Source organism: Methylomicrobium album BG8 (genome assembly GCF_000214275.2).
Lineage (GTDB): Bacteria > Pseudomonadota > Gammaproteobacteria > Methylococcales > Methylomonadaceae > Methylomicrobium > Methylomicrobium agile.
Window position 1 is genome coordinate 358,693 of the sequence record NZ_CM001475.1, and the last position, 24,794, is coordinate 383,486.

General features: G+C 54.7%; 22 protein-coding genes and 1 tRNA gene. 12 read left to right on the forward strand and 11 right to left on the reverse strand.

Features of this window, described 5'->3' with window-relative positions; translation table 11 throughout:
- Positions 1 to 7: 7 nt before the first annotated feature.
- Positions 8 to 976 (forward strand): glycosyltransferase family 2 protein, encoded by a 969-nt coding sequence (locus METAL_RS19710; protein ID WP_005368991.1) that lies wholly within the window; start codon positions 8 to 10, stop codon positions 974 to 976.
- A gap of 27 nt (positions 977 to 1,003) precedes the next feature.
- Here METAL_RS19710 and METAL_RS21370 read toward each other — a convergent pair whose 3' ends face one another.
- The gene (locus METAL_RS21370; RefSeq protein WP_031430531.1) at positions 1,004 to 1,204 is read right to left on the reverse strand and encodes a hypothetical protein; all 201 of its coding nucleotides are present in this window, start codon (positions 1,202 to 1,204) and stop codon (positions 1,004 to 1,006) included.
- Between METAL_RS21370 and METAL_RS01650 the strand changes: the two genes are divergently transcribed.
- Positions 1,184 to 1,867, forward strand: coding sequence for an FkbM family methyltransferase (locus METAL_RS01650; protein WP_245549506.1), 684 nt, complete (start codon positions 1,184 to 1,186; stop codon positions 1,865 to 1,867). The two genes, METAL_RS21370 and METAL_RS01650, sit on opposite strands and share 21 nt — an antisense overlap.
- Positions 1,868 to 2,036: 169 nt before the next feature.
- On the opposite strand, the gene METAL_RS01655 is transcribed toward METAL_RS01650, so the two are convergent.
- Positions 2,037 to 3,464 carry a chondroitinase-B domain-containing protein gene (locus tag METAL_RS01655; RefSeq protein ID WP_005368993.1) on the reverse strand — a complete coding sequence of 476 codons (1,428 nt, stop codon included), beginning with the start codon at positions 3,462 to 3,464 and terminating at the stop codon, positions 2,037 to 2,039.
- Positions 3,465 to 3,710: 246 nt separating this feature from the next.
- Positions 3,711 to 5,705 (reverse strand): LamG-like jellyroll fold domain-containing protein, encoded by a 1,995-nt coding sequence (locus METAL_RS21785; protein ID WP_005368994.1) that lies wholly within the window; start codon positions 5,703 to 5,705, stop codon positions 3,711 to 3,713.
- Positions 5,706 to 6,721: 1,016 nt separating this feature from the next.
- Here METAL_RS21785 and METAL_RS01670 point away from each other — a divergent pair.
- On the forward strand, positions 6,722 to 8,476 hold the full coding sequence (locus METAL_RS01670; RefSeq protein ID WP_005368998.1) for an O-antigen translocase: 1,755 nt from the start codon (positions 6,722 to 6,724) through the stop codon (positions 8,474 to 8,476).
- A gap of 166 nt (positions 8,477 to 8,642) precedes the next feature.
- Here METAL_RS01670 and METAL_RS01675 read toward each other — a convergent pair whose 3' ends face one another.
- The 5 genes from METAL_RS01675 to METAL_RS20325 all read right to left on the reverse strand — a co-directional run bounded on the left by METAL_RS01675 (position 8,643) and on the right by METAL_RS20325 (position 14,530).
- The gene (locus tag METAL_RS01675) at positions 8,643 to 9,905 is read right to left on the reverse strand and encodes a porin family protein (RefSeq protein WP_005369000.1); all 1,263 of its coding nucleotides are present in this window, start codon (positions 9,903 to 9,905) and stop codon (positions 8,643 to 8,645) included.
- Positions 9,906 to 9,922: 17 nt separating this feature from the next.
- Positions 9,923 to 10,528 carry a polysaccharide biosynthesis/export family protein gene (locus METAL_RS01680; RefSeq protein WP_005369003.1) on the reverse strand — a complete coding sequence of 202 codons (606 nt, stop codon included), beginning with the start codon at positions 10,526 to 10,528 and terminating at the stop codon, positions 9,923 to 9,925.
- Positions 10,529 to 10,919: 391 nt separating this feature from the next.
- Positions 10,920 to 12,116 (reverse strand): L-2-hydroxyglutarate oxidase, encoded by a 1,197-nt coding sequence (gene lhgO, locus METAL_RS01685; protein WP_005369004.1) that lies wholly within the window; start codon positions 12,114 to 12,116, stop codon positions 10,920 to 10,922.
- A 133-nt stretch (positions 12,117 to 12,249) separates the two neighbouring features.
- Positions 12,250 to 13,872 (reverse strand): exosortase E/protease, VPEID-CTERM system, encoded by a 1,623-nt coding sequence (gene xrtE, locus METAL_RS01690; protein ID WP_005369006.1) that lies wholly within the window; start codon positions 13,870 to 13,872, stop codon positions 12,250 to 12,252.
- A gap of 292 nt (positions 13,873 to 14,164) precedes the next feature.
- On the reverse strand, positions 14,165 to 14,530 hold the full coding sequence (locus tag METAL_RS20325; protein ID WP_084675321.1) for a VPEID-CTERM sorting domain-containing protein: 366 nt from the start codon (positions 14,528 to 14,530) through the stop codon (positions 14,165 to 14,167).
- Between the two features lie 691 nt (positions 14,531 to 15,221).
- Here METAL_RS20325 and METAL_RS01700 point away from each other — a divergent pair.
- Together METAL_RS01700 and METAL_RS01705 are read left to right on the forward strand one after the other, a co-directional pair.
- Positions 15,222 to 16,004: a hypothetical protein gene (locus METAL_RS01700; RefSeq protein ID WP_005369010.1), complete on the forward strand. Its 783-nt coding sequence runs from the start codon at positions 15,222 to 15,224 to the stop codon at positions 16,002 to 16,004.
- 174 nt (positions 16,005 to 16,178) lie between these two features.
- Positions 16,179 to 16,535: an HPF/RaiA family ribosome-associated protein gene (locus tag METAL_RS01705; RefSeq protein WP_005369012.1), complete on the forward strand. Its 357-nt coding sequence runs from the start codon at positions 16,179 to 16,181 to the stop codon at positions 16,533 to 16,535.
- 947 nt (positions 16,536 to 17,482) lie between these two features.
- Here METAL_RS01705 and METAL_RS01710 read toward each other — a convergent pair.
- Positions 17,483 to 17,569: transfer RNA gene (locus METAL_RS01710), tRNA-Leu, on the reverse strand.
- Between the two features lie 84 nt (positions 17,570 to 17,653).
- Between METAL_RS01710 and queA the strand changes: the two genes are divergently transcribed.
- Positions 17,654 to 18,679 carry a tRNA preQ1(34) S-adenosylmethionine ribosyltransferase-isomerase QueA gene (gene queA, locus METAL_RS01715; RefSeq protein WP_005369014.1) on the forward strand — a complete coding sequence of 342 codons (1,026 nt, stop codon included), beginning with the start codon at positions 17,654 to 17,656 and terminating at the stop codon, positions 18,677 to 18,679.
- Here queA and METAL_RS01720 read toward each other — a convergent pair.
- A complete protein-coding gene (locus METAL_RS01720) occupies positions 18,642 to 19,340 on the reverse strand; it encodes a helix-turn-helix transcriptional regulator (protein ID WP_005369016.1) in 699 nt (232 codons plus the stop codon). The two genes, queA and METAL_RS01720, sit on opposite strands and share 38 nt — an antisense overlap.
- Positions 19,341 to 19,587: 247 nt before the next feature.
- On the opposite strand from METAL_RS01720, the gene METAL_RS01725 reads away from it, so the two are divergent.
- The 6 genes from METAL_RS01725 (at position 19,588) to METAL_RS01750 (ending at position 23,860) form a co-directional block, all read left to right on the forward strand.
- Positions 19,588 to 19,956, forward strand: coding sequence for a group I truncated hemoglobin (locus METAL_RS01725; RefSeq protein ID WP_213069433.1), 369 nt, complete (start codon positions 19,588 to 19,590; stop codon positions 19,954 to 19,956).
- A 42-nt stretch (positions 19,957 to 19,998) separates the two neighbouring features.
- On the forward strand, positions 19,999 to 20,979 hold the full coding sequence (locus METAL_RS01730; protein ID WP_005369021.1) for a 2Fe-2S iron-sulfur cluster-binding protein: 981 nt from the start codon (positions 19,999 to 20,001) through the stop codon (positions 20,977 to 20,979).
- Positions 20,980 to 21,324: 345 nt separating this feature from the next.
- A complete protein-coding gene (locus METAL_RS01735) occupies positions 21,325 to 21,597 on the forward strand; it encodes a hypothetical protein (RefSeq protein WP_005369023.1) in 273 nt (90 codons plus the stop codon).
- A gap of 267 nt (positions 21,598 to 21,864) precedes the next feature.
- Positions 21,865 to 22,737 carry an energy transducer TonB gene (locus tag METAL_RS01740; RefSeq protein WP_005369025.1) on the forward strand — a complete coding sequence of 291 codons (873 nt, stop codon included), beginning with the start codon at positions 21,865 to 21,867 and terminating at the stop codon, positions 22,735 to 22,737.
- Between the two features lie 2 nt (positions 22,738 to 22,739).
- A complete protein-coding gene (locus tag METAL_RS01745) occupies positions 22,740 to 23,438 on the forward strand; it encodes a MotA/TolQ/ExbB proton channel family protein (protein ID WP_005369027.1) in 699 nt (232 codons plus the stop codon).
- The gene (locus METAL_RS01750) at positions 23,438 to 23,860 is read left to right on the forward strand and encodes an ExbD/TolR family protein (RefSeq protein ID WP_005369029.1); all 423 of its coding nucleotides are present in this window, start codon (positions 23,438 to 23,440) and stop codon (positions 23,858 to 23,860) included. Before METAL_RS01745 ends, METAL_RS01750 begins: the two co-directional genes overlap by 1 nt.
- 209 nt (positions 23,861 to 24,069) lie before the next feature.
- Here the strand turns inward: METAL_RS01750 and bfr are convergent, their stop codons facing one another.
- Positions 24,070 to 24,537, reverse strand: coding sequence for a bacterioferritin (bfr, locus tag METAL_RS01755; protein ID WP_005369030.1), 468 nt, complete (start codon positions 24,535 to 24,537; stop codon positions 24,070 to 24,072).
- Positions 24,538 to 24,794: the final 257 nt, after the last annotated feature.

The following is a 24,794-nucleotide window of genomic DNA, read 5'->3' on the forward strand; positions in this document are numbered from 1 at the left end:
CAGTGCCATGGAAAAACACCCGCTAATCTCTGTAATCATTCCAACCTTCAATCGGCATCGATTTATTGTCGAGGCAGTGGAAAGCGTTTTGAGCCAGGAAATCGACGATCTGGAGGTGATCGTGGTCGACGACGGCTCGACGGATGGAACCCGGCATCTGCTCGAGCCCTACCAGCAGGAGATCCGTTACGTTTACCAGGACAACCAAGGCGTCAGCGCCGCGCGTAATCACGGCGTCCGGGAAAGCCGCGGCGAATGGTTGGCTTTTCTCGACAGCGACGATCGTTGGGTGTCCGGGCAACTGAAAGCCCGGCTGGAGGCGGCCGCCGGCGAAGATGTGTTCAGCTTCGGAGGCGTCGAATGGTTTGTCGACAATGCGGAGGATCGTCATTTGCTGGGCCAATCCGAAAGCGTGACCTGGCCACATTGCGACACTGCCGGTTACGTGAGCGATCCAGTCCTGGACGTTGCCGAAGGCTGTTATCTGCATCTCGGAACGCTCCTGTGTAGAAAAAGTGCCTTTCTGGATGTCGGGTGGTTCGATACGGGCCTGTGCATGGGGGAAGATGAGGACTGGTTCAGCCGGGCTTCGCTGAAAAAAAAATTCCGCTACACCCCCGAAACGGTTCTTTGCCGGCGCTTCCATCCCGGCCAGATCAGCCAGGAACGGGAAGAGTCCCTGCGTAGCCTGATCACCGTGTTCGCCCGCATCAGGGAGCGGACGGCCGGCGTCCATCCTCAAGCCTATGCGGCGGCCGGAAAGCGGCTGGCGGCAAAATGGTCGCACTTGGCAAACCGGCTGGCGACGGAGGCTCGCGGCAGTGAGGCGGTCCGCGCCGTCCGGGCCGCGCTATCCCTGGAACCTTCGAACATGAAATATCTGCTCAAACTGGTGCTGCTGTCCGGTCGCGGCTTGGCCGGCGATGCTATGATGCGACACGCTTATATGCTCTTTTGCAAAGCCCTGCGTTTTTAGACAAAAGTCATCAGGCGGATCCTGATTTTATTCAACGGAATTTCGCTGAATTACGATTGTCCGAAGATCCACATTCCGTTCAGCGTCAGTACCAAATTTACGAATGTCTACTGGAAAAAAACCTGGAAAACTGAAATCGTCAAACGCCTGTTCGATGCCGAGGAGGGGGTCTTCATCGATGTCGGCGCCAATATCGGGCAAACGCTGCTGGACTTTCGGGTCACGCACCCGAACGCGCAGTATGTCGGTTTCGAGCCCAACATTTCCTGCGTTTTTTATCTAAAAGAATTGATTTCGGTAAATTCCTTCCGGAACTGCCAGATCATACCCGCGGCGTTGAACGACGAAACCAACTGCCTGTCGCTGTATCGTGCCAAAGACCACCAGGACGACGTTTGCGCGACGATCAACTCGGATTTGCGCCCCGAAAGGTTTTATGACGTCGATCATGCACTCTGCTTCAGGTTCGATGAGATTCGGCATCGCCTCGGCATCGGGCGGATCGATTTTATAAAAATCGACGCGGAAGGTTCCGAGCTTGAATGTCTGAAAGGGATGCGAGACAGTTTGCAGGCATTCAGGCCCGAGATTCTCTGCGAAGTGCTGTTCACCGACGGCAAGGCGGACATCGAGCGGCATCGGGAACGGAACCGCCGACTGATGCAGTTTCTAGGCGAATTGAATTATGACGTGCTGCAGTTGATCAAGTCGTCCGACGACAAGTCTGTCGTCGACGTCAGGCGAATTCAGAATTTCCCTTCCGCCTACTGGACTATGGACAACAAGGACCTTTGCGATTATCTGTTCATACCCCGGGAAAAGGTGAAAAAGGTTTACGCTCTGTTTCGCGGAGGCGAGGCGGGATATAGCCAGCTCGTGCTGGACGCGTAGGGAGTCGGGATATAGCGGCCAGCCCGAAGTTGGCAGGAAGGCGCGGTCGAACCGGAGAGCGATCCCTCCGGCCCGGCTAACGCCGGAAACGAAAGGATCGGAAGCTAAACGCAGTCGGCAGGTCGAGCCGATCGGCCTGCCGATTCAGAAGCCGGGAAATGCCCGGACTTTAGGGAAGGTATCTGAGGTTCGTCGGCGGATTCAGCGAGGCCGAAACCGTGCCGCCCGCTTCGTAGGCGCCGATCGAAGGCGCCGACGACCGCGACGCGCCGCTCATGTCGGTGGTGATGCCCGAAATGGGGGTTCCTTTACCCTTCACGACGGAAGTGGATTTAATGTGGAAGTCGCACGCGTTGGTTACGCAATTCGAATAGGCCGCCACGAACGCCGGATCCCCGCCATTCACCGCGTGCGGTTCGGAAAATCCGGACTTCGCTGCGTTGCTGCCGTTGGCCACGAAATTGTAATCCTTGATCGTGTTCGAACCGTTGGTGCCGTACCAGCCCATGCTGTTGCTGTTGCCGCAGTTATAGAAAATATTGTTCCTGATATCCGCGTTATTGGCGCCTGGCGCGTAGTTGAACAAGAGCGGCTGTACCCCGTTGCCAACCCGGTAGAACGTATTGTTGTAGATTTTCATGTAGGGCGAGCCGCCGAACATCGCGCTGTTGCCCTGCCACATGTTTGCGAATACGTTGTTACGGAAGGTGATGTTGTTCGCGGTCGTCGAGTCGACCAGATCCCCGATCTGGCTTTGCAGGTCGTGGAAATAGTTGTTTTCGATGATCACGTTCTGAGTCGGTTCGCCGCTGACCCAGTACTGGAAAATATCGACGTGCGCGCCGTTCGCCCCGTTGTAAGTGATATTGCGGACCTCGTTGTTGGAAATAGTCGAGTTGGAAAAGCCGTTCAGGTCCATCACGCGTTCCGGATCGACCATGTCCTTGAAGATGTTATGAGAAATCTTCTGGTTCGAGCCTTTCGCGGCAATCGGAATATAGATCGACGGGCCGACCTTGTTCGGGGTGCTCTTGCCGTCGAACGTATTGCCGTCGATCAATACGCCCGAGGTATTGATGTTCATGTAGATGCCGATCGCATCGTAATAATCCTGGGTTTTGTTCGAATAGAAATAGTTATTCAGGATCTTCGTATTATTCGCGTTCAGCCTGAACAGACCTGCCGGCCCTTGAAAGCCCGTGACCTGGAAGTCTTGGACCGTCAAGTAATTGTGCCCACTATTGACGGTCACGGCGCCGATTGTGGCGGTTTCGCCGGATGCGGCCTGGATCGTGATCGGCGCAGACGATGTGCCCGCCCTGACGGAAGAAATGGCTGCAGCGGAATAATCGCCCGCATGGACCGTTACGGTATCTCCCGCTTGCGCGGCATTGACGCCTTTTTGAATGGTCGAGAAGGCGCAGTTCGGCGCGGAGGACGACGCGGTGTTGGCCGAGCCGTTGCAAGAACTGTCGCTGCCGTCCTTGCGGACGTGGTAAGTCGCGGCGCTCGCGTAGGACCAGGCGCCCGAGGACAGGAAGGCTAGGGCCGGAATCAGAAGATAACGCGTTGCAGTGGTAGTGGTATGTTTTTTCATTTAGATAATCTCAGTAAGTGTCTTTCGGTCAGGAAAGCAAAGACATAAATCGAGGGCCGCCCGGAGCGGGCGACCGCAGGTTAATGACTATTTAGATTCTTTAAAATCTCATTTGTCGAATTTCGGTTCGCGCTTCACGCATGCGGGGCGGTTTTTTCTCCTTTCCCGGATGGCCTGGCGGAAGCACCCGTGTGGATTCAGGTGCACACGCCGGGATTTTTCATGCCTTTAAAGCTGGCCCGTGGGTTAATAACCGTTGCCGTAAATCGACAGAGCGGCCTGACCTTTCGCCGCCGCGCCTCTCCAGGTGTTTGGCAGGTCGGTCAGCGCGGTCGAGGCGCTGGTTTCCAATTTACCGGTCGATGAGCCGACTTGGTCGCGAAAGACGATCTGTCCCTGCGAACTGAGGATCGCGATCCAGTATGGCTTGCCTTGAGTCACCGCCGCGGCGGAAACCGGCACGGTGTTCCAAGCGCCTGCCTTCAGGTTGCCGATTTTACCCTGGCCGATGCGGGTGCCCGGATGGCCGTAGTTGTCGCTGTAAATGCCCGCCGCCACTTTCGTCGCAGTCGAGCCGGCATCCAGGTAGATCTGAACCGAGGTGATCGTTTTCGACGCCGACGGCACGGTTTGGAAGGCTTCGGCCGTACCCCGGGCTCTAGCTTCGGCCCACGGTTCTACGTTTTTGTCGCCCATCACGAGCTGCGAAGGATTTGAAACGCTGACCGCGGTTTTCATGTTGGTGCTGACTTCGCTTGCGGTCAAGGCCCGGTTATAAATACGAACCTCGTCGATGTAACCGTGGAAATACTCGCCCCACAGGCTGTTGCCGCCGATGCGCAGCACGCCGTCGGATGGCTGGATCAAGGTATTCCGGGTGCTCTTGGCCACTTCGGCGCCATTGACGTACAGCCGTTGATAGGTCTGGTCGTAGGTCGCTACGAGGTGGGTCCAGGTATTTGTAGGCAACCGGTTGGGCCCTACGACACTGCGGTAACTGCCGTCGTTGATATAAGAGACGGGCAGATTGTCGTCTTCTTCGGAATACAGAGCATAAACTTCGGCGCCTGAGGCTTGTTTTAGAATGATCGTATTGCCGCCGTTCGATTGCGACAGCGGATACACCCAGGCTTCGAGAGTAAGGCCTGTCGAAAGGTCCAGCGAGGCGCTGTCGTTGACGGTGACCCAATCGTTAATACCGTCGAACTTCAACGCTTTCCCATAGCGACCGTTAGCGATTCTGACCGCTTCCTTGATCGTGCCGTGGTTGCCTTTACCTGAAGCATCCGCCACTGTCGTGCCGCTATCTTCTTCGAAACCGTAAGCGGCTACCAGGCCGTCGTTGCTGTTCGCTGGCGATTGCGTGGTTCCTCCCGTAGAAGAAGAGACATTGATGAAATTGCTGTTCGTTTTGGTATTGCTGCCGCCTGTGCCGGTAACCGTCAGGCTCACGGTGTAGGTGCCGGGTGCGCTGTAGATGTGGTTCGGGCTGGTTGCCGTACTGGTCGAACCGTCGCCGAAATTCCACGATCTGCCGGTGATGTTGCCCGAGGAGGTATCGGTAAAATTCACTGTCAAAGGTGCGCCGCCGGAGGTCGGGGTGGCCGAGAAATTGGCTACCGGGGCTGTGCCGCCGCTGACGGTAATAAAGCCCGGCTTGGTTTTGGTCGCGCTGCCGTTCGCGCCGGTAACCGTCAGGCTTACGTTATAGGTTCCCGGCGTCGCGTAAGTCACGGTGGTGACTTTAGCGCTGGAGTTCGTGACGGTAGGCGTGTACGAGCTTGGAAAATCCCATTTCCAGCTGGTGACTGTGCCCGTCGTTGCCGGTGTGAAATCCACCGTCAAAGGTGCCATGCCGCTGGTTTTGCTCGCGGTGAAATCGGCCGTCAACGCCGGCGTCGCGGCAGGCGCTGTTGTATTGATTTCATTGGAGTAAGCGCTTTCGGACGTTTTGGCCGTATCGTAGGCTTTTACCGCAAAAAAATACTGGGTGCCATCCTGCAGCCCCGAAACCGAATAAGTGGTTTTGCTGCCGGCGTCAACGGTCGTTGTGTACTTATTGCTGCTGGTTCCGTAAGAAACTTTATATCCTCCAATGTTGGAGGATGTACTGGCATCCCAGGCGAGGTTGATGGTTCCCGCGTATGAATTGACGCCGAACAAAAGCAGGGAAAGCAGGGTCAAAAAATTACGCGGAAAAAGCTTGCGTAAGGCGGTGTTCGTAATAAGAAAATTTTTCATTATTGTCGAGAGTGATTGAATGCCTGGCTCATCGAAAACAAGCCGGACAAAGTGGATGATTTTTTTACCCAAAGCTGTCCCGCGGGGCTTGTCGAAGCCCTTGAGAAGGCACAAGGAAAAAGTCGATATGTTCCTGAATTCTTTAGGAACTTTTATATGATTTGAAAGTCTTGAATATATGAGTACAAAACTCTTCTCCTAGTAAAAAATAGGGCCGAGGAGTTCCTTGATCGATCGCGACGAGTTCCATTATGGGTATGCGGCAGCCAACTAAGCAGCATTCGCATTGCTGCGTGGCCTGTCGCTCCCCACTGTCATTAGGAAAAAGCCCAGTTAGACTGGAAATTTTGCGCAGCACCTTTCCGATAGTTTTGCCGTGCTACCGTTTAGAGTGCGCATTTATCTGCCGGCAATCCTTTCGCATGCGGTTAAGGGATACCGGTGGCTTAAGTATGTGAATTTCTTGGATCTTTGAAAAAATAATTCACAAATGCATGTTTTTTATAAGCATATACCTCGATAGTTTTAATTTTGCGGATAGAAATCTAGTGTCTTCGGATGAAGGCCAGGCGGGTTTCCTGATATTTTCATCTATGGCTGAAGATCATAATCTACTTTAATTAACAATATATTAGTTAATATAAAAATTCCCTGGCAAAGCTGTGAAAATAATAGTGTAGCTTTTATGGTCGGTATGTCCGTAGCTCAAGATCATAATCTACAATACTTAACAGGTCCTTATGTATATAAACAATATCTATTTAGTTATGCCGGGTTTATGTTTGCATGGCGTCGTGATGTTGGCTGTGTTAAATGATATCTATATTAAAAATCAATAATTTGAATAAATATATAGCGGCGGTGCGGTTGCCGCCTTATAGCGTCCGGTTGCGGTTCGGAACCGGAAGGCCGGCCGGCGCAGGCTGCGGATAACAACGCTTTTCGCAAAAAGGAACGCCTATTTTCGAACGGATACCTGGGGCATTCGCCCGAGGCATTGACATGCAGGAGGAGTCATGGCTGAAAAGCATACCTACGGACAGATTTTGAAATCTTCAGCCTTGATCGGCGGCTCGTCCTTGGTGAACGTTGCGATCGGAGTCGTTCGCACCAAGGTCATGGCGATATTGCTGGGCCCGTCCGGCGTCGGGATGATGGGGCTGTACGGGGCGATCCTGGAACTGACGGTCAACATTGCCGGCATGGGCATCAACAGCAGCGGGGTGCGCCAGATTGCCGAGGCAGCCGGTTCCGGCGAGGCGGAAAGGGTGGCGCGGACTGCGGTCGTGCTGCGGCGGATTTCGATTTTTCTCGGCTTGATCGGCGCGGCTTTTCTGCTTGGATTTTCCCGGTTCGTGTCCACTTTGACTTTCGGCAGCGATCAATATGCTCCCGCTGTAGCGCTGCTTTCCATTGCCCTATTTTTCAATCTGGTTTCCGCTGGCCAGGGTGCATTGCTGCAAGGGATGCGCCGCATTTCGGATATGGCCAGGATGGGAATATGGGGCACGCTGGGAGGGGCGCTGATCAGCATCGGCGTCGTCTACTTGTTTCGCGAAGAGGGGCTTGTGCTGTCACTGGTATTGCCTGCCGCCATGTCGCTCGCCATCTCCTGGTGGTATAGCCGAAAAATTCATTTACACATGCCTCGAATATCGGCGGTCCAAATCGGGCATGAAGCCGCCGCCATGTTGAGGCTCGGCTTCGCTTTCATGGCCTGCGGCCTGTTGATGAGCGGCGCGGCTTATGCGGTGCGCCTGATCGTCGTACGCAAGGTCGGTTTCGATGCGGCCGGATTGTACCAGTCGGCCTGGGCGCTCGGCGGCCTTTATATCGGGTTCATTTTGCAGGCGATGGGCGCGGATTTTTATCCTCGCTTGACGGCGATCGCCAAGGACAATACCGAATGCAACCGCGTGGTCAATGAGCAGGCCCATGTCAGCTTGTTGCTGGCTGGTCCGGGAGTCATAGGAACCCTGACTTTTGCACCGCTGGTTATTGCGATCTTTTATACCCCGAAGTTTGAGGGCGCGGTGGAGATTTTACGCTGGCTGTGCCTGGGCATGACTCTCCGCGTCATTTCCTGGCCGATGGGTTACATTATCGTAGTCAAGGGCGTGCAAAATCTATTGATATTTTCCGAGGTGGCCTGGACAGCCGTCTATCTCGGGCTTGCGTGGATCGGCGTGAACGCTTTCGGCTTAAAAGGCGCGGGTATCGCTTTCTTTGGGTCGTATGTGTTCCATGTACTGATGATCTACGTGATGGTCCGGAAGCTGAGCGGCTTCCGCTGGTCTACCGAAAACCTACAGACCAGCTTTCTTTTCCTGGCCCTGATCACGGCCGTTTTCTGCGGCTATTATGCCTTGCCTGCATGGTTGGCGATGGGCGTCGGCACGCTGGCCGTCTTGTTAAGCGGCCTTTATTCGCTGCAAGTCTTGCTCGATCTTGTTTCCCCCGACCGGTTGCCCGGTCCCATCTTTAGATTATTGAAAGGATTCAAGTTGATCGATGCCGGCTCGTACGGATACGAAGATGTGGAGGCGTCGTGCGTCAAAATAACGGTAGCCGGAGCCGCACTTGTAAATAAACCGTTAACGGGCCTGAAACGGTTGATTTTTGCCATCATGATTTGTACCGCGTTTTCGCTGTGGGCCCATTGGTATAAAGAAGTCTACGGATGGTCTGGCGAATGGAAATCTTTGGGTTTGGAAGTCGAGACATTGTTGCCGGCTTTGCCCGACAGACTGAAACATTGGACCGGAGGGTGAGGTGCGAGACGGCAAGGCCTGAGATGTCCCTGTGGAGGGGACGGCCTTTGCGGTAACAACGGAACGGGGCGGGGCTGTTTGCTTTCCGGGGAAAATGCCAGGGGATTAGACGAAGGGCGCCGCTTACGCGGCCTATTTTCATGGTAATGGGCGAAAATGAATCGGGTCAGCGGGAAAGGCGAATTCCGTCCCAGGAGTAGTTCAGAAAGAGCATTACGACATTGGATTCGCTCGATCCCACGTTCAAATTCGCTATGCCGTCGAGATTTTGCTGGCTTTGCGGTTGCCGATAGTTCTGCCAGTTATAGGCATAACTGCCCCTAAGCTGCCAATGTTTCGTCAAATCCCAGGTAATGCCCGCGGCTACGGTGAAGTAAGTGCGGTCAAATTGACCGTTTGAACGATTAATCGAATTGTTGGCAATCGACTCGTTCAAGCTATAGATCCCGGAGAGATTCATCATCAGATGCCGGGCCAGGCGGTACGAATAATTGGCAAAGAGTGATTGATTTTGCAGTGTCTGGCCGATGGCGCTGGGGTTGAGGGCGTTGGAATAACCGGTAGAGAACTGGGTTAGCCGCCCATCATAATGTAAGTTGATATTGGCGACGTGGCCTACGGTCCACGAGGAACTGCCGGCGGAAGCGATCGTACTCGAATCGTCCATCCGGGCATCGACCCATACCGGTCCTGCATTCGCGTTAATTTTCCATAAGCGGTTAATTTTATAATTTCCGCCGAGCTGGAAACCGAACAGGTTTTGGGTCGAAGCGTTCGAACTGGTGTATTGGATATTGGAAAAATAGAGTTTTTCATTCAGGACAAGGCGCCGGCTCCATTGATGATTGCCGCCGAGTCCGACGGTGTAGGTGTCGTTGCCGCTGAAGGAGAATGAATGATTGCTCGAAGCTATTCCGTTTTGCGAATTGTTATAGCTTGTTTTTGTATAAGAGGCATCGAGTATCAATTGATCGCGGGCCGTCCATTGCCAAGTCCACGACGGTGCCAGCAGGTAGTTTTCGGACTGGCTATTGGGCAGAATCAAGCCTGTATCCACGATCTGTTGTGAGTAGGTACAGTTAACGCCGTATCCGCCATTCAAGTTAAAGATGCTGCGGCGGGTCCGGTATTCGCTTTTGGCGCCCAGATTGAAGTTATCGCAATCCCAACGTGAGTCACTGTAGCGGCGAATATCCGCCTGGCCATCAACGGCAAGGTCCAGGTTTCCTGTCTTTCTGCTGGTGTGGAACCTCGGATTCAGGAGATAGCCCGCTACGGATTCTTGCCTGACGGGCGTCAACGAAAAATTGTCGTTATACTGGAACTGTTGGCCCAATTCTCCTTTTAACTCCCATTCGGCTGCGGCGATGTTTTTCCCGAAGAAACCGCAGGCAACGACAATCAATCCTATACTTCGGGTGCGGTACATGCTGTTATGGAAATCATTCAGGGCACGACCAGGGTGTCGCCGCTTTGCAAGAGGATATTCGATTCTATATTTTTGCCGTCTTCCACGGTGCCGTATTCGAAAGGCAGAGACCGGCTGTGTCCGTCCGCTTCACGTCTCAATACCAGGATATCGTTCTTTTTTGCGAATTCCGTCAAGCCTCCCGCCATGCTCAAAGCCTGCATGATATTCGTGGGGCTCGTCATCACGAACGCGCCAGGATGGGCGACTTCGCCCATGACATAGATTCTGTTGCCTTCGGCGGCGATCAGCCTGACGTTGATTTCGGCGTCGGCGATGAACTGGCCCAACAGGGAACGCAGCGTACCCACCAATTCCTCGGTCGTTTTGCCGGCAGCCCTCACGTGTTGCCTGACCAGAGGGAAAGAGATGGTACCGTCGGGCAGCACCACGACTTCCTGTTTCAGCTTTTCTTCTTCCCAGACGGTAATTTCCAGCTTGTCTCCCGGATTGAGCCGGTAGCTGTCGTCGGGTAGGGCAAGGACCGGAGGGGCCAGCCAGAGCAGGCAGCCGAAAAAAATGGCGGAAACAGCACCCTTGCCAGATAAAAATATCGGGCTTCTTTTGATAGTGAATGTGTTCATTTGCGAATAATCCTAAATCATCGAGAGCGATCTCCGCACCCGGCCCAGCCAGCGGGGCAACGGGTTTTTCAGAGTCTGGCCCATCATGGAAATCGCTCTTGTTGTCCATTCAATTGCAATCGCTTCCGCTTGAATCGAAGAAACATTGCGCGTATCTGCCGGGAATGTTTTCCAATTTCCGGCGGTGTCCCGTATCAAAGGTTTGGGTTGATGATCAATATTTGATACGAAAAGTCTATTTTATTTTGAGGTAATAATTTTTATCAGTCATTACACGAGTCACAGTTTATATTTAATGACAAGGTAGCGGTATCGGTAAAAAATGATAGTGGAGAGGTAAGTAATAGATACATCGATTATTTATTAAGTTGTTCTTCCCTTGGGCGCCGCTTCAGTCCGGCAGCCGATCGGCAATATATTCGCCGATGGCCAGCGACGCCGTGGCCGCGGGGCTGGGGGCGTTCAGCACATGCAGTGCGTTCGAGCGTACGACGAGATGAAAATCGTCCATTAACTCGCCGGAAGGTTTCATCGCTTGCGACCGGACGCCCGCGCCGCCGGGAGCGAGGTCGACGGGGCGAATGTCGGGCACCAGCCGCTGCAGTGCGCGGCAAAACCGGGCTTTGCTGAATGACTGGATTAATTCCGCGTAGGCTGTTGCCCGGTATTTTCGGAGAAAACGCCAGATTCCCGGAAAAAGCAGGGTATCCAGCAGGTCGTGCGGGTCGACATCCGTCAAGCGATAGCCTTCGCGCGCAAAGGCGAGGACGGCGTTCGGGCCGGCTTCCACGCCGCCGTGGATCTTCCGCGTGAAATGGACTCCCAGAAACGGAAATTGCGGATTGGGCACCGGGTAAATGAGGTTTTTTACCAGATGCCTGGCCTCCTGTCCGAGATGATAGTATTCGCCGCGGAAAGGTACGATATGGACATCCCGCCGTTCGCCGGCCAGCTTGGCTACGAGATCGCATTGCAGCCCGGCGCAGTTGATCAGGAAATCGGCGCTGAATTCTTCGCTTGACGTGTCGGCGACCCAGGCATCGGCTTTACTTTCGAGACGTTCGACTTTGGCGCCCGTAACGATCGTCCCTCCTCTTTCCTGCACGCGAAAGGCCAGCCGGTCACAAACCTGACCGTAGTCGACGATGCCTTCTTCGGGCACATGCACGGCGGCGATGCCGTTGACGTGAGGCTCGATTTTCCGCATGGCGGCTGCGTCGATTTTTCTCAGCCCGTTCAGTCCGTTGGCGATGCCGCGCCGAAGTAATTCATCCAGTCGCGGCAATTCATCGGGCGTGACGGCTACGACGAGTTTGCCGCAGATTTCGTGGGCGATGTTTTCCCGGCGGCAAAAGTCGGTCATTTGCCGTATGCCGCCGACCGCTAATCTCGCTTTGGCGGAACCGGGCGCATAATAAAGGCCCGCGTGCAGGACGCCGCTGTTGTGAGTGCTTTGGTGCGCGCCGACGCGCGTTTCTTTTTCAAGCAGGGTCACGTGCGCGGACGGGAGCCGCGCAAGCAGCCGGTAAGCCGTTGCCAGGCCGACCAGGCCGCCGCCGACGATCAGAAAAGTTTTTCGTGTTTTCATGGCGTCAATTCAAAAGATGAAAAAATCGCGGCGGAGCTTGTCCGGCAGCTGCGGTGGCAGCGAGCAGCCGGGCTCGGTGTAAAGATGTATTCAAGCCGGACCGATCGTCGGCATTCTGAAACCGCGTGTTCTTTCACGTCCATAAAGACCATCTGCTTTGGGTTAGGACCGCGACGGCGATCAGGGCGTTGGTCGTCATATGGGCGATAACCGCATCACCCAGCTGTCCGCGGCGGTGAAGGGCCAAAGCGTACCCCATTCCCGCCAGGGTGCCCGCAAGCCAGCGCTCATGGAGTAATCCAAACAGCACGGAGGTCAGCAGAAAAGACAACAAGGTAAGCCGTCCGAGCGGAACGCTTTCGAAATCTTTGGCGATCAGCTTACGGAGCAAATAGCCGCGAAAGGCGAACTCTTCAGCCAAGGGCACGGCAATCACCGAACCGAGCACCCGGAACACGAGCCAGGCGCCGGCCATCCCGTTCGGGAGTTCGGCCAATCCTTCCTGCATAGGCGTTACGCCTTCGGCCGCGTCCGGTTCCAAAAGCATCCAGAGCAGGAACACGGCGGTTCCGATGGCCGGCGCGTGCCAGGCCCATGCCCAGCCGAGATTCCTGTAGTATTTGCGAAAGTAGTAAAGCGTTGCGGCGAGAATCGCCATGCGCAACGGATAAAAGGAATCAAAGCCGGAAAAAAAGACGGACGTTATCATTGTGGCGGCCATGAGAGCCAATAGAGGAAAGAGCAACGCCGAGGCCGGATTTTTGGCGGGCGTTGCGGCAGGCAGGCCGGGTTGCGTCAAAGTAAAGCACTGCATCCGGTTTGACAGGGTAATCGCACCGATCGCGATTAGGGTAAAGATTATCCATCCCGCTTGGGAATGGAAGCCCTGCATGGCGGTTTCCGGTGAAAAGGAGGTTCCGATCGCTATCAGCAGGGCGATACGCACGGCGTTGGCTAACCAGACGGCTGCAATTCCCAGCGGGAACAGCCAGAAGACCTGTGGGAAACGCAGCTCTTTGCGGAACAGCCAGAGATAAAGGGCGAGAAACAGCACGATGAGCGAGATGCCTTCGATGCCCGAACAGGCATAGCTGATTTTGACGCGGAATGCAGCGGTGCCGAGGATAAGATTTTCGGGCTGAATGACGAGATCCGCATATATCCAGCCGAGCAGCGCATGGACGATGTATAAAGTGGGTGTGCCGAGCATATTCCAGAATTCGTTCTGCCCGAGCAATGAGGTTTCGAACCGGCCGAGCATGACAATGAGTGTCTGGGCCCCTGTTCCCAACAGGCAGCCGGCGAACAAGGCGGCGTACTCCCGGCGAACCAGGCGTTGCCAAAAGTGGCCGGGCGCGAACGCCATCATCCACGAAAACACCGTGACGCCTGCCATTCCGGTCCAGCCTGCGAGCCAGGGTAACGTGAGATGGGCGGGATCGCGGGGTATTCCGAATATGAGCTGAGTGAAACCGGCGAAGGCCGCAAACGCGAGCATGTGCCCTATCAGCCAGCTTTGCCAGCGATAGCCGATGCCGTGCTCCCGTAAATTAGCGAGGATCGCCTTATGCCGGGGGCTCAGGATAAGGCAGCACGCTCCGGCCATCCACAGGCCGGCAGGCCAGACCTCTTTTGAAAAATGAAATAGTTTTGCCGTCCAGTCGTTCTCGTACGGCTGGAGCGGCGGTGCTTCGTATCGCGCCGCCAGCGCCGTGATTTCGGCGGCCGCGATTCCCAGAATCAGCAGCCAGCGCATCGCTGACGGCTTCGAGGATGTCGATACATGGACTTGCATTACACTTTCAGAAGCCATTGGCTAAATACGGTGCATAAATGAAAGAGGCATTCGAAAATACCGATCCATGCATTTCGATCCTAAGAATGTTGTCGCATAATGTCGCCCCTGCCTTTTCTGTCTTTTGCCTTTCGATTGCGGCAAGATTGTAGGCTTTCGCAAGAAAAAGTTGCCAAAGAGAAGAGGCCGGACCAATAAACAGTCAAAAAAACCATTTACCGGTCCGGTTGTCATTCGTATCGCCGGTAAAATGTCAGCGGCGTTTAGATCGGGATTTTTCTCCCGCCAGCAACAAAAAGCCCGTCAGCAGCGCAAACGCGCGGGTACCCGATGCCGCGTCGATTTCCGGTACTACATAGAGCGCTCCGGACTGACTGGGGGGATTTTTGCCGATGTTGGTGTTCGTTTCATTGTTATTTTTTAACCATCCGAACTTATTATGGAACCAGCCGCTATGGGACTTGGCGCGTGACCAACCATGTGACCAAGTGCGTGACCAGGTATGTTTCCAGTTGTGAAAATTGGAGTCGGAACTGGGGTGGGACCACGCCAGTGGGCTGCCCGTAGTCAACAATATCACCATTAAGCCCATTATTATTTTTTGTCCTAATTTCATCATACACCTCGTTTTCTCATGGGTGAAAAAATCAAACCATAAACTACTGCCGATACGCTATGGGACATAAATAGAAGCAACTAATTTATTATTCTTGTTGAGCACAGTTTATATTAATAATGATATGCTGATACTTATAAAAAAGGATATTGAGAAGATAGGAAATAGATATCCATTTTATATATTCGAGAAGGGTTTTTGAGGCTTCATGAAACGGTGGATAAAGACTATGGGCGCACCGAAAATCAGCCGTAGTGGGTTGTTGGGTGTGCGGTTCGGAGTAAATGGCCGTCGGGCCGGAATGGGTCAAACGCCGGAAAATCCGGATTGTCCGGCGCGCTGTTCCGAATCTATTGAATTGCTATGGGTCCAGTAAAGACAGTCTATGCCGGCGAAAAAGCCGCGCTTGCTTGAGCGGCCGGTATTTATCGGACAGAGCGATTTTCGGGAAAAAGGCGGTATATAGAGCGATCAGCCGGCAAAAAACAGAGACTTGGCTTGACAAAGCGTGCAGGCGCGCAATAATTTACCTTTCGGCGCCGGTTCTTGACAAGCTCGCGGCAGCGAGCGCGGATACCCGCCCGGTGCAGTCTTTTTCCGTTGCTTATCCGGTCGACTTCCTTGCACTTGGTCTAGGCCGGGCTGTCTCTGAACATCCCCAAGAGCCGGAAGTCTCTCTCTCAAAACCTTTTTCATGAATTCATTTTTCTCCCGGAAAATTTTCCGCATCATCCTGATACTGCTGCTGGCACTGCCGCTAACCGGCTGTATTTACTGGTGGCGCGCCTATCAAACCTATTTGCAGATGAGTAAGTTCGACCGCTACTTCAAGGTTGCGGTTGCCGACGATTTTACCCTGCAATTCAAGGAGCCGATTCTGTACAGCGATGACTTCGTTTCTCTCGCCAAACTGCACGCGAGCGAAGAAAAACCGACTGCTGACGGGAAACGCTGGCGCTACTGGTTCCGGAAAGTCGATCGACAAGGCAAAGTGGTCAAACCGAAAATCGAGTTCTATTCCGATCTGAACTTCAACAGGCAGGACCGGATTACGGCCTGGTCGTTCTCCTCGCTTTTTCTCGAAATCGCGCCGCCGAAGCTTCTCGAAGTCTCCTTGCGTTCGATAGGCGGTGCGGACATCAATAAAGAAAAAATGCAGTTGAAAGCCGATACGTCGCATCTCGGCAAAATCCATGTGGACCTGCCCCTGAAAAGCAAGGTCGTGGAGAAACTGGGCGAGCCGTTACGCATCAACGACGGCCCTGATCAGGAGATCTACGTGTACCATTTCAAGCTGATCACGCACGGGATCGAAAAAGGATACGAAGACCGGGAATTGACCACTCTCAACCTCAGCTTCGATAAAAAAACGCAGGAGCTGACCAAAATGTCGGGCCGGTTTGCGGGGCTCAAGATTTCGATCAACTATGGTAATCTGGTAGGGAAGGCGCCTTCCGGTAGCATAGCGTCGAATTAGCGGGCGGTTTTAGGTATTCGTACCGATTGTGCGGACAGTTCGCAATGTAAACAATGACAGTCGAAGTAGACTGAGATTTACAATCAAGCTTGGGCTGGAGTGCTGTTAAGCATGCCATTGACTTGCAAAAAAGCCTAAGCCGTATTTAGAAAACAACAGAAGAGGTAAATCATCATGCAAATTCCGTTACAGATCATTTTCCGCGGCATTGAGCCCTCGGAGGCGGTTGAAGCAAGAATTCGGGAAAAAGTCGCCAAACTCGATCGGTTTCACTCGCACATCATGAGTTGCAGAGTGGCGGTGGAATCCGGTCATCACCATCATCACCAGGGCAATCTGTACCATATTCGCATCGACATTACCACGCCGGGCAAGGAAATCGTCACCAGCCGCGAGCGCCATGAAAACCAGGCTCACGAAGACGTATATGTCGCGATCCGCGACGCATTCAATGCCGCGACAAGGCAACTCGAAGATTACGTCCGGATGCAGCGCGGCGAAGTTAAAAACCATTCAGCGCAGGCAGGATAATCCGGATCCCAAAAAGGCGAAAGCGGAGTTTGTTCTTGCGTAAAAGCGGTTAGACGATCTCCGCAATATTCCAATGCTTCTCGCGCCGCGTTCAATGTGGCGCGGGAGCCTGCTTCAAACCCCTCGGTTACAATCTTGCAAGCTGCGTCCGGATTTTCATTCATTCCAGGCAAGGCGTTTGCAAGTCCTTAGCGTTCTCTGGTCATTTCGGTCAGGGGATTTGCCGGGACCCCCGGTCCGGATTGGCAAAAATCATGTATAGCGCGGCCTTCGTGTGTTCCGCCTTACCGTAAAGAAGGCGGCTTGAGCGCGCTCCCAACTCTTCACGAAAATAGGTTCTTACGGAAGCTAAGCGAAGCCGAAACCCATGGCACGGTCCTCATCGTTATACACAACTGAAGGCGTTCGGAGCCCTACTCATGCTTGACCGCAAACTCCGCGAAGTAGGTCGGGCACGCTTTTTGTGCCCGACAATGACCTGGCGTCAATCGCGAGACAATTTTGGATTAGCGCTCTCTTCGCGCAGGGTTTTCGCACCTCTGCCTCCTAAATGGACCGGCAGAAGTCCAAAGCTCGCTTTGGATCACTCTTCTATCACGTTCAAAGCGAGCTTTGAACGCCAACACTTGAGCTTTGCAGGACTTGTGTATCACGATGGGTGGCAGGGTCTGGGTTGAAGTGGCGATCTGGACCAGAAAGAATACTTGGATGCGTAGCGGGTGGTGGTTTTTGGGGGCGCGCCCGAGATAACAGGCATCTGTAGCCGACAGGCGCGCCGATCAATGAACTCAAACCGGCGGTGCGGGCCGTCGTAATGGGCTTGCCGATGTATAACCTCGGGATCCCATCCCGTGTCTGGATGCCCGGCTGCGTTAGGCAATAAAAAACCCGCTAAGCCAAGGCTTAGCGGGTTTTTGAATCTCTTTGCACGGCTCTGAACCATGAAATGGTACCGAGGGTCGGAATCGAACCGACACGATGTCACCATCACCGGATTTTGAATCCGGCGCGTCTACCAGTTCCGCCACCCCGGCAAAGAATCGACATTATAATGAAATAATTTTCATATTGGCAAGCATTTTTTTAAAATAGCAGGGAAAACCCTTAACATTGCCATCATGAAGAAAAGCGACTTTTTTTACCATCTGCCCGAAAATCTAATTGCCCAGCATCCGTTACCCGAGCGGCAGGCCAGCCGGCTGTTATGCATGCGGACTCCCGACTGGCGGATCGAGGACCGTAAGTTTACCGACTTTATCGATCTGGTCGACGTAAAGGACCTGCTGGTATTCAACGATACCCGGGTGATTCCTGCCCGGCTGTTCGGACGGAAAAGCACGGGCGGCCAGATCGAGATCCTGATCGAACGAATACGGGATGCGCATCGCGCCGTCGCGCATGTCCGGGCTAGCAAGGCGCCGAAGCCGGGTGCGGCAATCGTGCTGGATCGGGGGCATCAATGCAGGGTTGTCGGGCGGGCCGGTGATTTGTTCGAACTCGAATTCGATTCGGCGGCGCCGCTTCCGGAGATACTCGAACAGATCGGCCATGTGCCGCTGCCGCCTTATATCGACCGGGCCGACGAGCGGGAAGATCTGAGCCGGTACCAGACCGTTTTCGCGAAGCGGCCGGGTGCGGTGGCGGCGCCGACCGCGGGGCTGCATTTCGATCGGGAAATGATGGAACGGATTGCCGCGAAAGGCGTCTCGACCGCTTTCGTGACCCTGCATGTCGGGAGCGGCACGTTTCAGCCGGTGCGGGTCGAGAATCTGGCCGACCACGTGATGCACCAGGAATTTTTTTCGGTCCCTGCCGAAACGGTCGAAGCGGTTCGACAGGCGCGGGAGCGCGGCGGGCGTGTCGTCGCGATCGGCACGACTTCGGTTAGGGCACTTGAGTCGGCCAGCCGAAGCGGCCGGCTGGAAGCGGGCTGGGGCGATACTGATTTGTTCATTATGCCGGGATACCGTTTTCATGTGGTCGATGCACTGCTGACCAACTTTCATCTGCCCGAATCCACCCTTTTGATGCTGGTATCGGCTTTTGCCGGTTATGAAACGACCATGAAGGCGTATCGGCACGCGATCGACCACTCCTACCGTTTTTTCAGCTACGGCGATGCGATGTTTCTGGCAAGCGGTTAAGCGCTGAAGTGAAGGTTTCACGGATTCGGAGGGCGCTGGGTTGGGTCCTGAATTTACATACGCCTCCACCTTTGGCCATGCATTCGAGATGCTCGATGTCCCGCTCCAGCAGCTTCGCGATCAGGGTGCGGTCAAACTCGCAAACTTCCTGAAACTTTTGTGCCAGATCGTGATAGATGCAATTGACTGCCTCGATGGAGGCCGGCTCTTCGCCGGATGTGTTCAGCCTGGCCTTGAAGCCGAGTTCGTTCATGATTCTGATCAGCTCGGTAAGCCGCTCCGCGTCCTGTTTGCCGGCAAATTGCGGCAGCAAGCCTTGCGCCAAAGACTCCGCCAGATCATGTAGATAGCGTTTCAATTCCTCGGCTCCCATTTCCTGCCGTAATTTTGTCAGGAGCAGTTCGGAAAACCAGGCGTATTGTTTCTGAAAACTGTTGATGCCGGCTTCGGTCAGCACGAACACGCGCACCGGACGTCCGGCGGTCTTGTTCAGCATGCCGGTCTTTACGTAGCCGTCCCGCTCCAGTTTGTCGATATGCTGTTGCACCGCATTCCGGGAAATCGACAATTGAGCGGCAAGTTCATCGATGCTTAGGCCAACTTTGGTGTTGAGTAAAAGATCGAGAATTTGATGTTGCCTGGAACTTATGCTTTCAGCCATAAAAGCCTGTCTGTTTTTTAAGGTTTATCAGGATGCATCATAGCAAATACGCGTTTTTGCAGGAATGTTCCTCGCAAAAAGTAGTGACGTGCCCGGTTCGGGATTGCGGATTATTTTATTCTATTTTGCAATAAAAGTATTGCATAAGTGTAATATCGAGTTAGAATTATCGTCGCGGGTTTTTTTCGAGCTATCGGAAGGAGGCCGCATGAAGAACTTAATGTCCAGAAATTATGAGAAAATTACAATGAGTGATTCACTTTATGAAAGAATTGGCGGCGAAGCAGCGGTCAACGCCGCCGTGGAGCTTTTCTATCGGAAAGTCTTGAACGATTATCGGATCAACCGTTTCTTCGACAAAACCGACATGGACAGCCAGCTTGCCAAGCAAAAGGCGTTTTTCACTTATGCGTTCGGCGGGCCGAACCATTACACCGGCAAAGACATGCGCAGCGCACATGCGCGTCTGGTCAAAATGGGTATGGACGGTTCGCATTTCGATGTGGTGATGGAGCATTTGGGGGCTACGCTGCACGAATTGAATGTGCCTGGAGAGTTGATCGCCGAAGCTGCCGGTATTGCTCTCGGCGCGCGTTCGGATGTCCTGGGCTTGTAATCGAGCGATTGCAAACCGCGGCTTGATTGTCGAGATGGCATTATGTTCGACTTACTGATTAAAAACAACCGTTTTACCTGTCGGCCGGGCGAAACCGTGCTCGATGCGCTGCTGCGCGAGAATGTCAATATTCCTTACGGCTGTCGGGCAGGCATTTGCCAGAGCTGTGTCGTGCAAAGCCTCGACGTCACCCCGCCGGCCGAGGCGCAGGGAAACCTGAAAGACACGCTCAAAAGCAGCGGGCATTTTTTGGCCTGCCAATGCGTTCCCGAGCAAGCGATGAGGCTGAAGCTGCCCGCTCAGGAAGCCGGCTATACGGATTGTGCCGTCATTGGCAGTGAGCTGATGAACCGGAATACCCGCCTGTTGATCATCCGGGTCAATGACGCGCACAGGTACAAGGCCGGCCAGTTCGTCAATCTGCAGCGTAGCGACGGCCTGACGCGCAGCTATTCGATCGCGAACATTCCGCAATCGTCGGGGGCTCTCGAATTCCATATTCGCTGCCTGCCTGGCGGACGGTTCAGTGCCTGGGTACATGATGAGCTGAAGGTCGGCGACTCGCTTCGAGTTTCGGAGCCGCAAGGCCATTGTTTTTACCTGCCCGACCGCAAGGAGCAGGGACTCCTGCTGATCGGGACCGGCACCGGGCTGGCGCCCCTTGCGGGTATTCTGGCCGATGCGCTGGCCCACGGCCATTCGGGGCCGATCCGTCTTTTCCACGGCAGCCGCGAGAAGGAAGACCTGTATTGGACCGAGGAAATGCGCGAACTTGCCAAGCGCTACCCGAATCTTTCCTATACGCCGTGCGTTTCGAGCGGGGATGCACCGGAAGGCTTCGCTCCGGGACGTGCGAATGAGGTGGCCTTGGCTGCGCATCCCGACTTGTCCCGTTGGCGGGTATTTCTTTGCGGCCACCCGGATATGGTCAAAAACACCCAAAAGCAGGCTTATCTGAAAGGCGCCAGGCTGGCCGATATCTACTGCGACGCCTTTGTCGTCTCGACCGAGGCCGCAGACTGAATTGTCTTTCCAATTCTCCATGTTTCGCGCCGGACCGTAAAGGGACGGCGCTCTTTTCCTTCAAATATTCGATAAGCGGCAATGGCGGAATTTCATCAATACCGCGGGCCGGCGCGTCTCTGAGATAATAATATTTATTAATCAATAATTTGATTGTTGATGGGCATGCTGTGCATGCATTCATTCGGCAAACGATCCGCCAATTCTTGCATTAATTAATGATAATGATTATCATTTATCCGAGGGCCATAACATTGACCTCTCGTCGCTCTTGTTCGGCGCATCTGCAACCCTCTCTGCGGATGCGTCGAACATTTTTTCGTATTACTCGAAGCGAGGACTCTTATGCTCGAATCACAATCTGTTGATAAGGGGGAATTGGCGCGTCTGCATACGGCAACCTGCCTGTCGATGACGCGGTTCATCAATGGACACCAATGTCCCAAGCTGGCGCACATGATCGTTCACCAATTAAACCAACTGCTGGCCCATCCGGAATTGGAACCCGTTTCGAGCGCGCGCGACATGTACCTGCAAATGCTCGAACACTGGCAAAAGATCGCCGCGCAGCTTCTGGAACAACAACACCACGCCCGTAGAATCGCGGTTTACCATTGAGCGGGTCGATGAAAAGCGGAAAGCTCTCCGTAGCGGCGGGTGCGATGCCGCCAATGGATTCGCTCGGCGAGAAGCGCAGGATCAGCAGCAACGTTTCGTTCGGAACCCGGAACGAAAGCGTGATTCTTCCAATGAAGAAGCATGCCGCCTGCGCATCACCCGCAACGGCAAGCCGATGCTGACCAAATAGTGTTCTTGCCAACCCATAGCCAGCTATCCCGTACCGGGTAGGCGGCCACTCTGAATTCCGATACAGGAGGTACGGCCATGCCCACTATTATTCATAAAGTCGATTTTTCTGCGCCTGCGAACCGCCCGGACGGTTCGAGCCAATCGAGCCTTATCGGCCGGAAGGTGATTCCTTTCGCGCCGGAGTCCGAACATCTTGCGATGTATCGCCCTTTAGAGGCGTATCCTTGCTGTCGACGCCATGAGGGCGTCTTTGCCTTGCTGTTGGTGGTGGGTCTGCATTTTGCCGGGTTTGCCTGGCTGTCTGCGGCGGAGCATGAAGAGCCGCTGACTGCGCCGGCCCCGATCCAGGTTACCTGGATTGCTGCGCCCCAACCGAAGACAGAAAAACCGCCGGTCGCACCGGTCGCGCCGCCCTCGCCACCGAAACAGCAGACGGTAAACAAGCCCAAACCGAAGCCGAAGGCCGTTAAGCCGAAAAAAAGCCGTCCCAAAGCCGTGCTTTCTACCCATGCTCCGGCGCAGGTAACGGCTCCGGCACTGGCAGAAAACACGGAGAGAACCGCACCGCCCATGACAAAGCCTCATGAAGCGCCGGTCGCCAAACCGGCGTCCACTGCCGTTCGGCCGGCTCCCGCGGCGCCCTCGGCCGACAGCAGTCTGCCGCTGACTCTGCCGAATCTGAATGCCAATTATCTGGATAACCCGGCGCCTCATTATCCCGAGGGCGCGCGTGAACGCGGCGAACAGGGCAAGGTTCTGGTACGGGCGCTGATCAATGCCGACGGCACCGTCGCCGAGCTTGCGATGAAGCGAAGCAGCGGTTTTCCCGACCTCGACCGGTCCGCGCTGGAAACGGTCAAAAAATGGCGGTTCGTGCCGGCGCGGCGCGGCGCGGCGGCCGTTTCGGCCTGGGTCGTGGTGCCGATCTCTTTTTCTTTGGAAGGATAACAATGAATACGACAACCTCCCTGCAACATTTTCTTGCTCAAAGTGACGGCGTCGGCCGGACGCTGTTCTTTATTCTGGCGGCCATGTCGGTCGCCAGTTGGTACTTCATTCTGATCAAGGCTTGGCAGGGTATCCGCGCACGCCGCCGCTCCGCACAGTTTCTGCAAGCGTTCTGGAGTGCCGCATCTCTGGAACAGATTGCCGAACGATTGGAAGAGAAAACGCCGGAAGAGTCGTTTTCGCTGTTGACGCTGCATGCGATAAACGCCCGGCGCCATCATGCCCGGCACGGTGGAGAGCGGCTTCAGGAAGCGGGTTCCGCATCCGAATTTCTGACCCGCGCGATGCGTCGTATCATCGATGAAGAAACGGCGCGTCTGGAATGGGGGTTGACGGCGTTGGCTTCGATTGCAAGTACGGCGCCGTTCGTCGGCCTGTTCGGCACCGTTTGGGGGGTTTTTCACGCTTTGACCAACATAGGCCAGGGCGGGGCGGCCACTTTGGAACAAATCGCGGGTCCCGTCGGAGAGGCGCTGATCATGACCGGCCTGGGGCTGGCGGTGGCGATTCCGGCCGTGCTTGCCTACAACGCCTGCGCGCGCTCGAACCGGCTGGTGCTGGCGAAACTCGACGCCTTCGCGCATGACCTGTTCGCGCTGTTGACCACAGGCGCTTTGCCTGTCGTGCAGGGAGAACGCTGATGGCATTCGGAGGCTTCAATCAAAACAGTAATGCGCACCCGGTGGTCGAGATCAACATGGTGCCGCTGATCGACGTGATGCTGGTGCTGTTGATCATTTTCATGATTACGGCGCCCTTGATGACGCATGCGGTCAAGATCGATCTGCCGAAAGCCGACAGCATCGCCCAGACGCAGGAAACCCCGCACATCGATCTGGCGATCGATGCGGAGGGCCAGATCTTTTGGGATGCGGCCGCTGTCAGCCGCGATCAGCTCCGGGAGAACCTGCAGCGAATCGCAGCCGAGACGCCGCAGCCGGAACTGCACGTCCGCGCCGACCAGAACGTGCCGTACCGCAAAGTCGCGGAGGCGCTCGCCGATGCGGCCACGGCCGGAGTCAGCCGGATCGGTTTTATTTCCGAGCCGGAAGTCTCTCGCTAGCGCTTTCCATTTCGCACGCAGCAGAAAATGGCCGGCTTCGGCTCCGCGCGGCCGACGGATTGCGTTTTAATGCGTGGGCCGAAGCGCGTCCGTTCGCCTTCGCTTCGCCCGGAACGGAGAAAAATTCACTTCCTGCTCCGTAAGCTATTCGTCGTAACCAAAATGCGCTGGGCGAAGAGGCGATCTGCTGCGCGGTTTTATGCCGCCGGCTAAAGCTGCGATTGCAGATAGTTTTCCAGCCCTATCCGCCCGATCAACCCCAGTTGTTTTTCCAGCCAGTGCGTGTGGTCATCCTCGGTATCCTCCAGCATCACCCGCAGAATTTCGCGCGTCTGGTAGTCGCGCTGCTGTTCGCACACGGCGATCGCCTCGCGCAGCGCCGCCACGACGCTGAGTTCGAGCGCCAGATCGTTTTTCAGCATTTCCGGAACGCTGTTGCCGACGTTGAGAGGATTGCGCTTGGCGACATCGGGCGTGCCTTCCAAAAACAGGATGCGTTTGATCAGGGCGTCCGCGTGGCCCAATTCGTCCTGCACTTCGTGGGCGATGCGCTCGTACAGCTTTTCGAAGCCCCAGTTCTGGTACATCCGGGAGTGAATAAGGTATTGATCCGCCGCGGTCAGTTCGCCGGTCAATAGTTGATTCAGATATTCGATGACTTGTTGATTGCCTTGCATGCGTTCTATTTCCAAAGAATTAAAAATACGAACCGGACGTTGCAGGGAAAATGCATCGGCCGGGCTCGATCCGCTCTGCTGGGGATTATAAGCATGCCGGTCTCATTTAGGCAATCGGCCGCATTTGCGTTGCGTTCAATTGGCGCTTGGCGTCGGGATAAAACCCATATTCGGTCGGGACGGGGCTCGCTACCGATCTTAACGGAAAGTTGGATACTGACCGCTACACCGAAACCCGCACCTATGCCGGCTACCTG

Excerpts from the sequence above, each read along its gene's own strand:
- METAL_RS19710 (WP_005368991.1), top strand. The coding sequence starts at position 8 with ATGGAAAAACACCCGCTAATCTCTGTAATCATTCCAACCTTCAATCGG.
- METAL_RS01655 (WP_005368993.1), bottom strand. The coding sequence starts at position 3,464 with ATGAAAAAACATACCACTACCACTGCAACGCGTTATCTTCTGATTCCG.
- METAL_RS21785 (WP_005368994.1), bottom strand. The coding sequence starts at position 5,705 with ATGAAAAATTTTCTTATTACGAACACCGCCTTACGCAAGCTTTTTCCG.
- METAL_RS01670 (WP_005368998.1), top strand. The coding sequence starts at position 6,722 with ATGGCTGAAAAGCATACCTACGGACAGATTTTGAAATCTTCAGCCTTG.
- METAL_RS01675 (WP_005369000.1), bottom strand. The coding sequence starts at position 9,905 with ATGTACCGCACCCGAAGTATAGGATTGATTGTCGTTGCCTGCGGTTTC.
- METAL_RS01680 (WP_005369003.1), bottom strand. The coding sequence starts at position 10,528 with ATGAACACATTCACTATCAAAAGAAGCCCGATATTTTTATCTGGCAAG.
- lhgO (WP_005369004.1), bottom strand. The coding sequence starts at position 12,116 with ATGAAAACACGAAAAACTTTTCTGATCGTCGGCGGCGGCCTGGTCGGC.
- xrtE (WP_005369006.1), bottom strand. The coding sequence starts at position 13,872 with ATGCGCTGGCTGCTGATTCTGGGAATCGCGGCCGCCGAAATCACGGCG.
- METAL_RS20325 (WP_084675321.1), bottom strand. The coding sequence starts at position 14,530 with ATGATGAAATTAGGACAAAAAATAATAATGGGCTTAATGGTGATATTG.
- METAL_RS01700 (WP_005369010.1), top strand. The coding sequence starts at position 15,222 with ATGAATTCATTTTTCTCCCGGAAAATTTTCCGCATCATCCTGATACTG.
- METAL_RS01705 (WP_005369012.1), top strand. The coding sequence starts at position 16,179 with ATGCAAATTCCGTTACAGATCATTTTCCGCGGCATTGAGCCCTCGGAG.
- queA (WP_005369014.1), top strand. The coding sequence starts at position 17,654 with ATGAAGAAAAGCGACTTTTTTTACCATCTGCCCGAAAATCTAATTGCC.
- METAL_RS01720 (WP_005369016.1), bottom strand. The coding sequence starts at position 19,340 with ATGGCTGAAAGCATAAGTTCCAGGCAACATCAAATTCTCGATCTTTTA.
- METAL_RS01725 (WP_213069433.1), top strand. The coding sequence starts at position 19,588 with ATGAGTGATTCACTTTATGAAAGAATTGGCGGCGAAGCAGCGGTCAAC.
- METAL_RS01730 (WP_005369021.1), top strand. The coding sequence starts at position 19,999 with ATGTTCGACTTACTGATTAAAAACAACCGTTTTACCTGTCGGCCGGGC.
- METAL_RS01735 (WP_005369023.1), top strand. The coding sequence starts at position 21,325 with ATGCTCGAATCACAATCTGTTGATAAGGGGGAATTGGCGCGTCTGCAT.
- METAL_RS01740 (WP_005369025.1), top strand. The coding sequence starts at position 21,865 with ATGCCCACTATTATTCATAAAGTCGATTTTTCTGCGCCTGCGAACCGC.
- METAL_RS01745 (WP_005369027.1), top strand. The coding sequence starts at position 22,740 with ATGAATACGACAACCTCCCTGCAACATTTTCTTGCTCAAAGTGACGGC.
- METAL_RS01750 (WP_005369029.1), top strand. The coding sequence starts at position 23,438 with ATGGCATTCGGAGGCTTCAATCAAAACAGTAATGCGCACCCGGTGGTC.
- bfr (WP_005369030.1), bottom strand. The coding sequence starts at position 24,537 with ATGCAAGGCAATCAACAAGTCATCGAATATCTGAATCAACTATTGACC.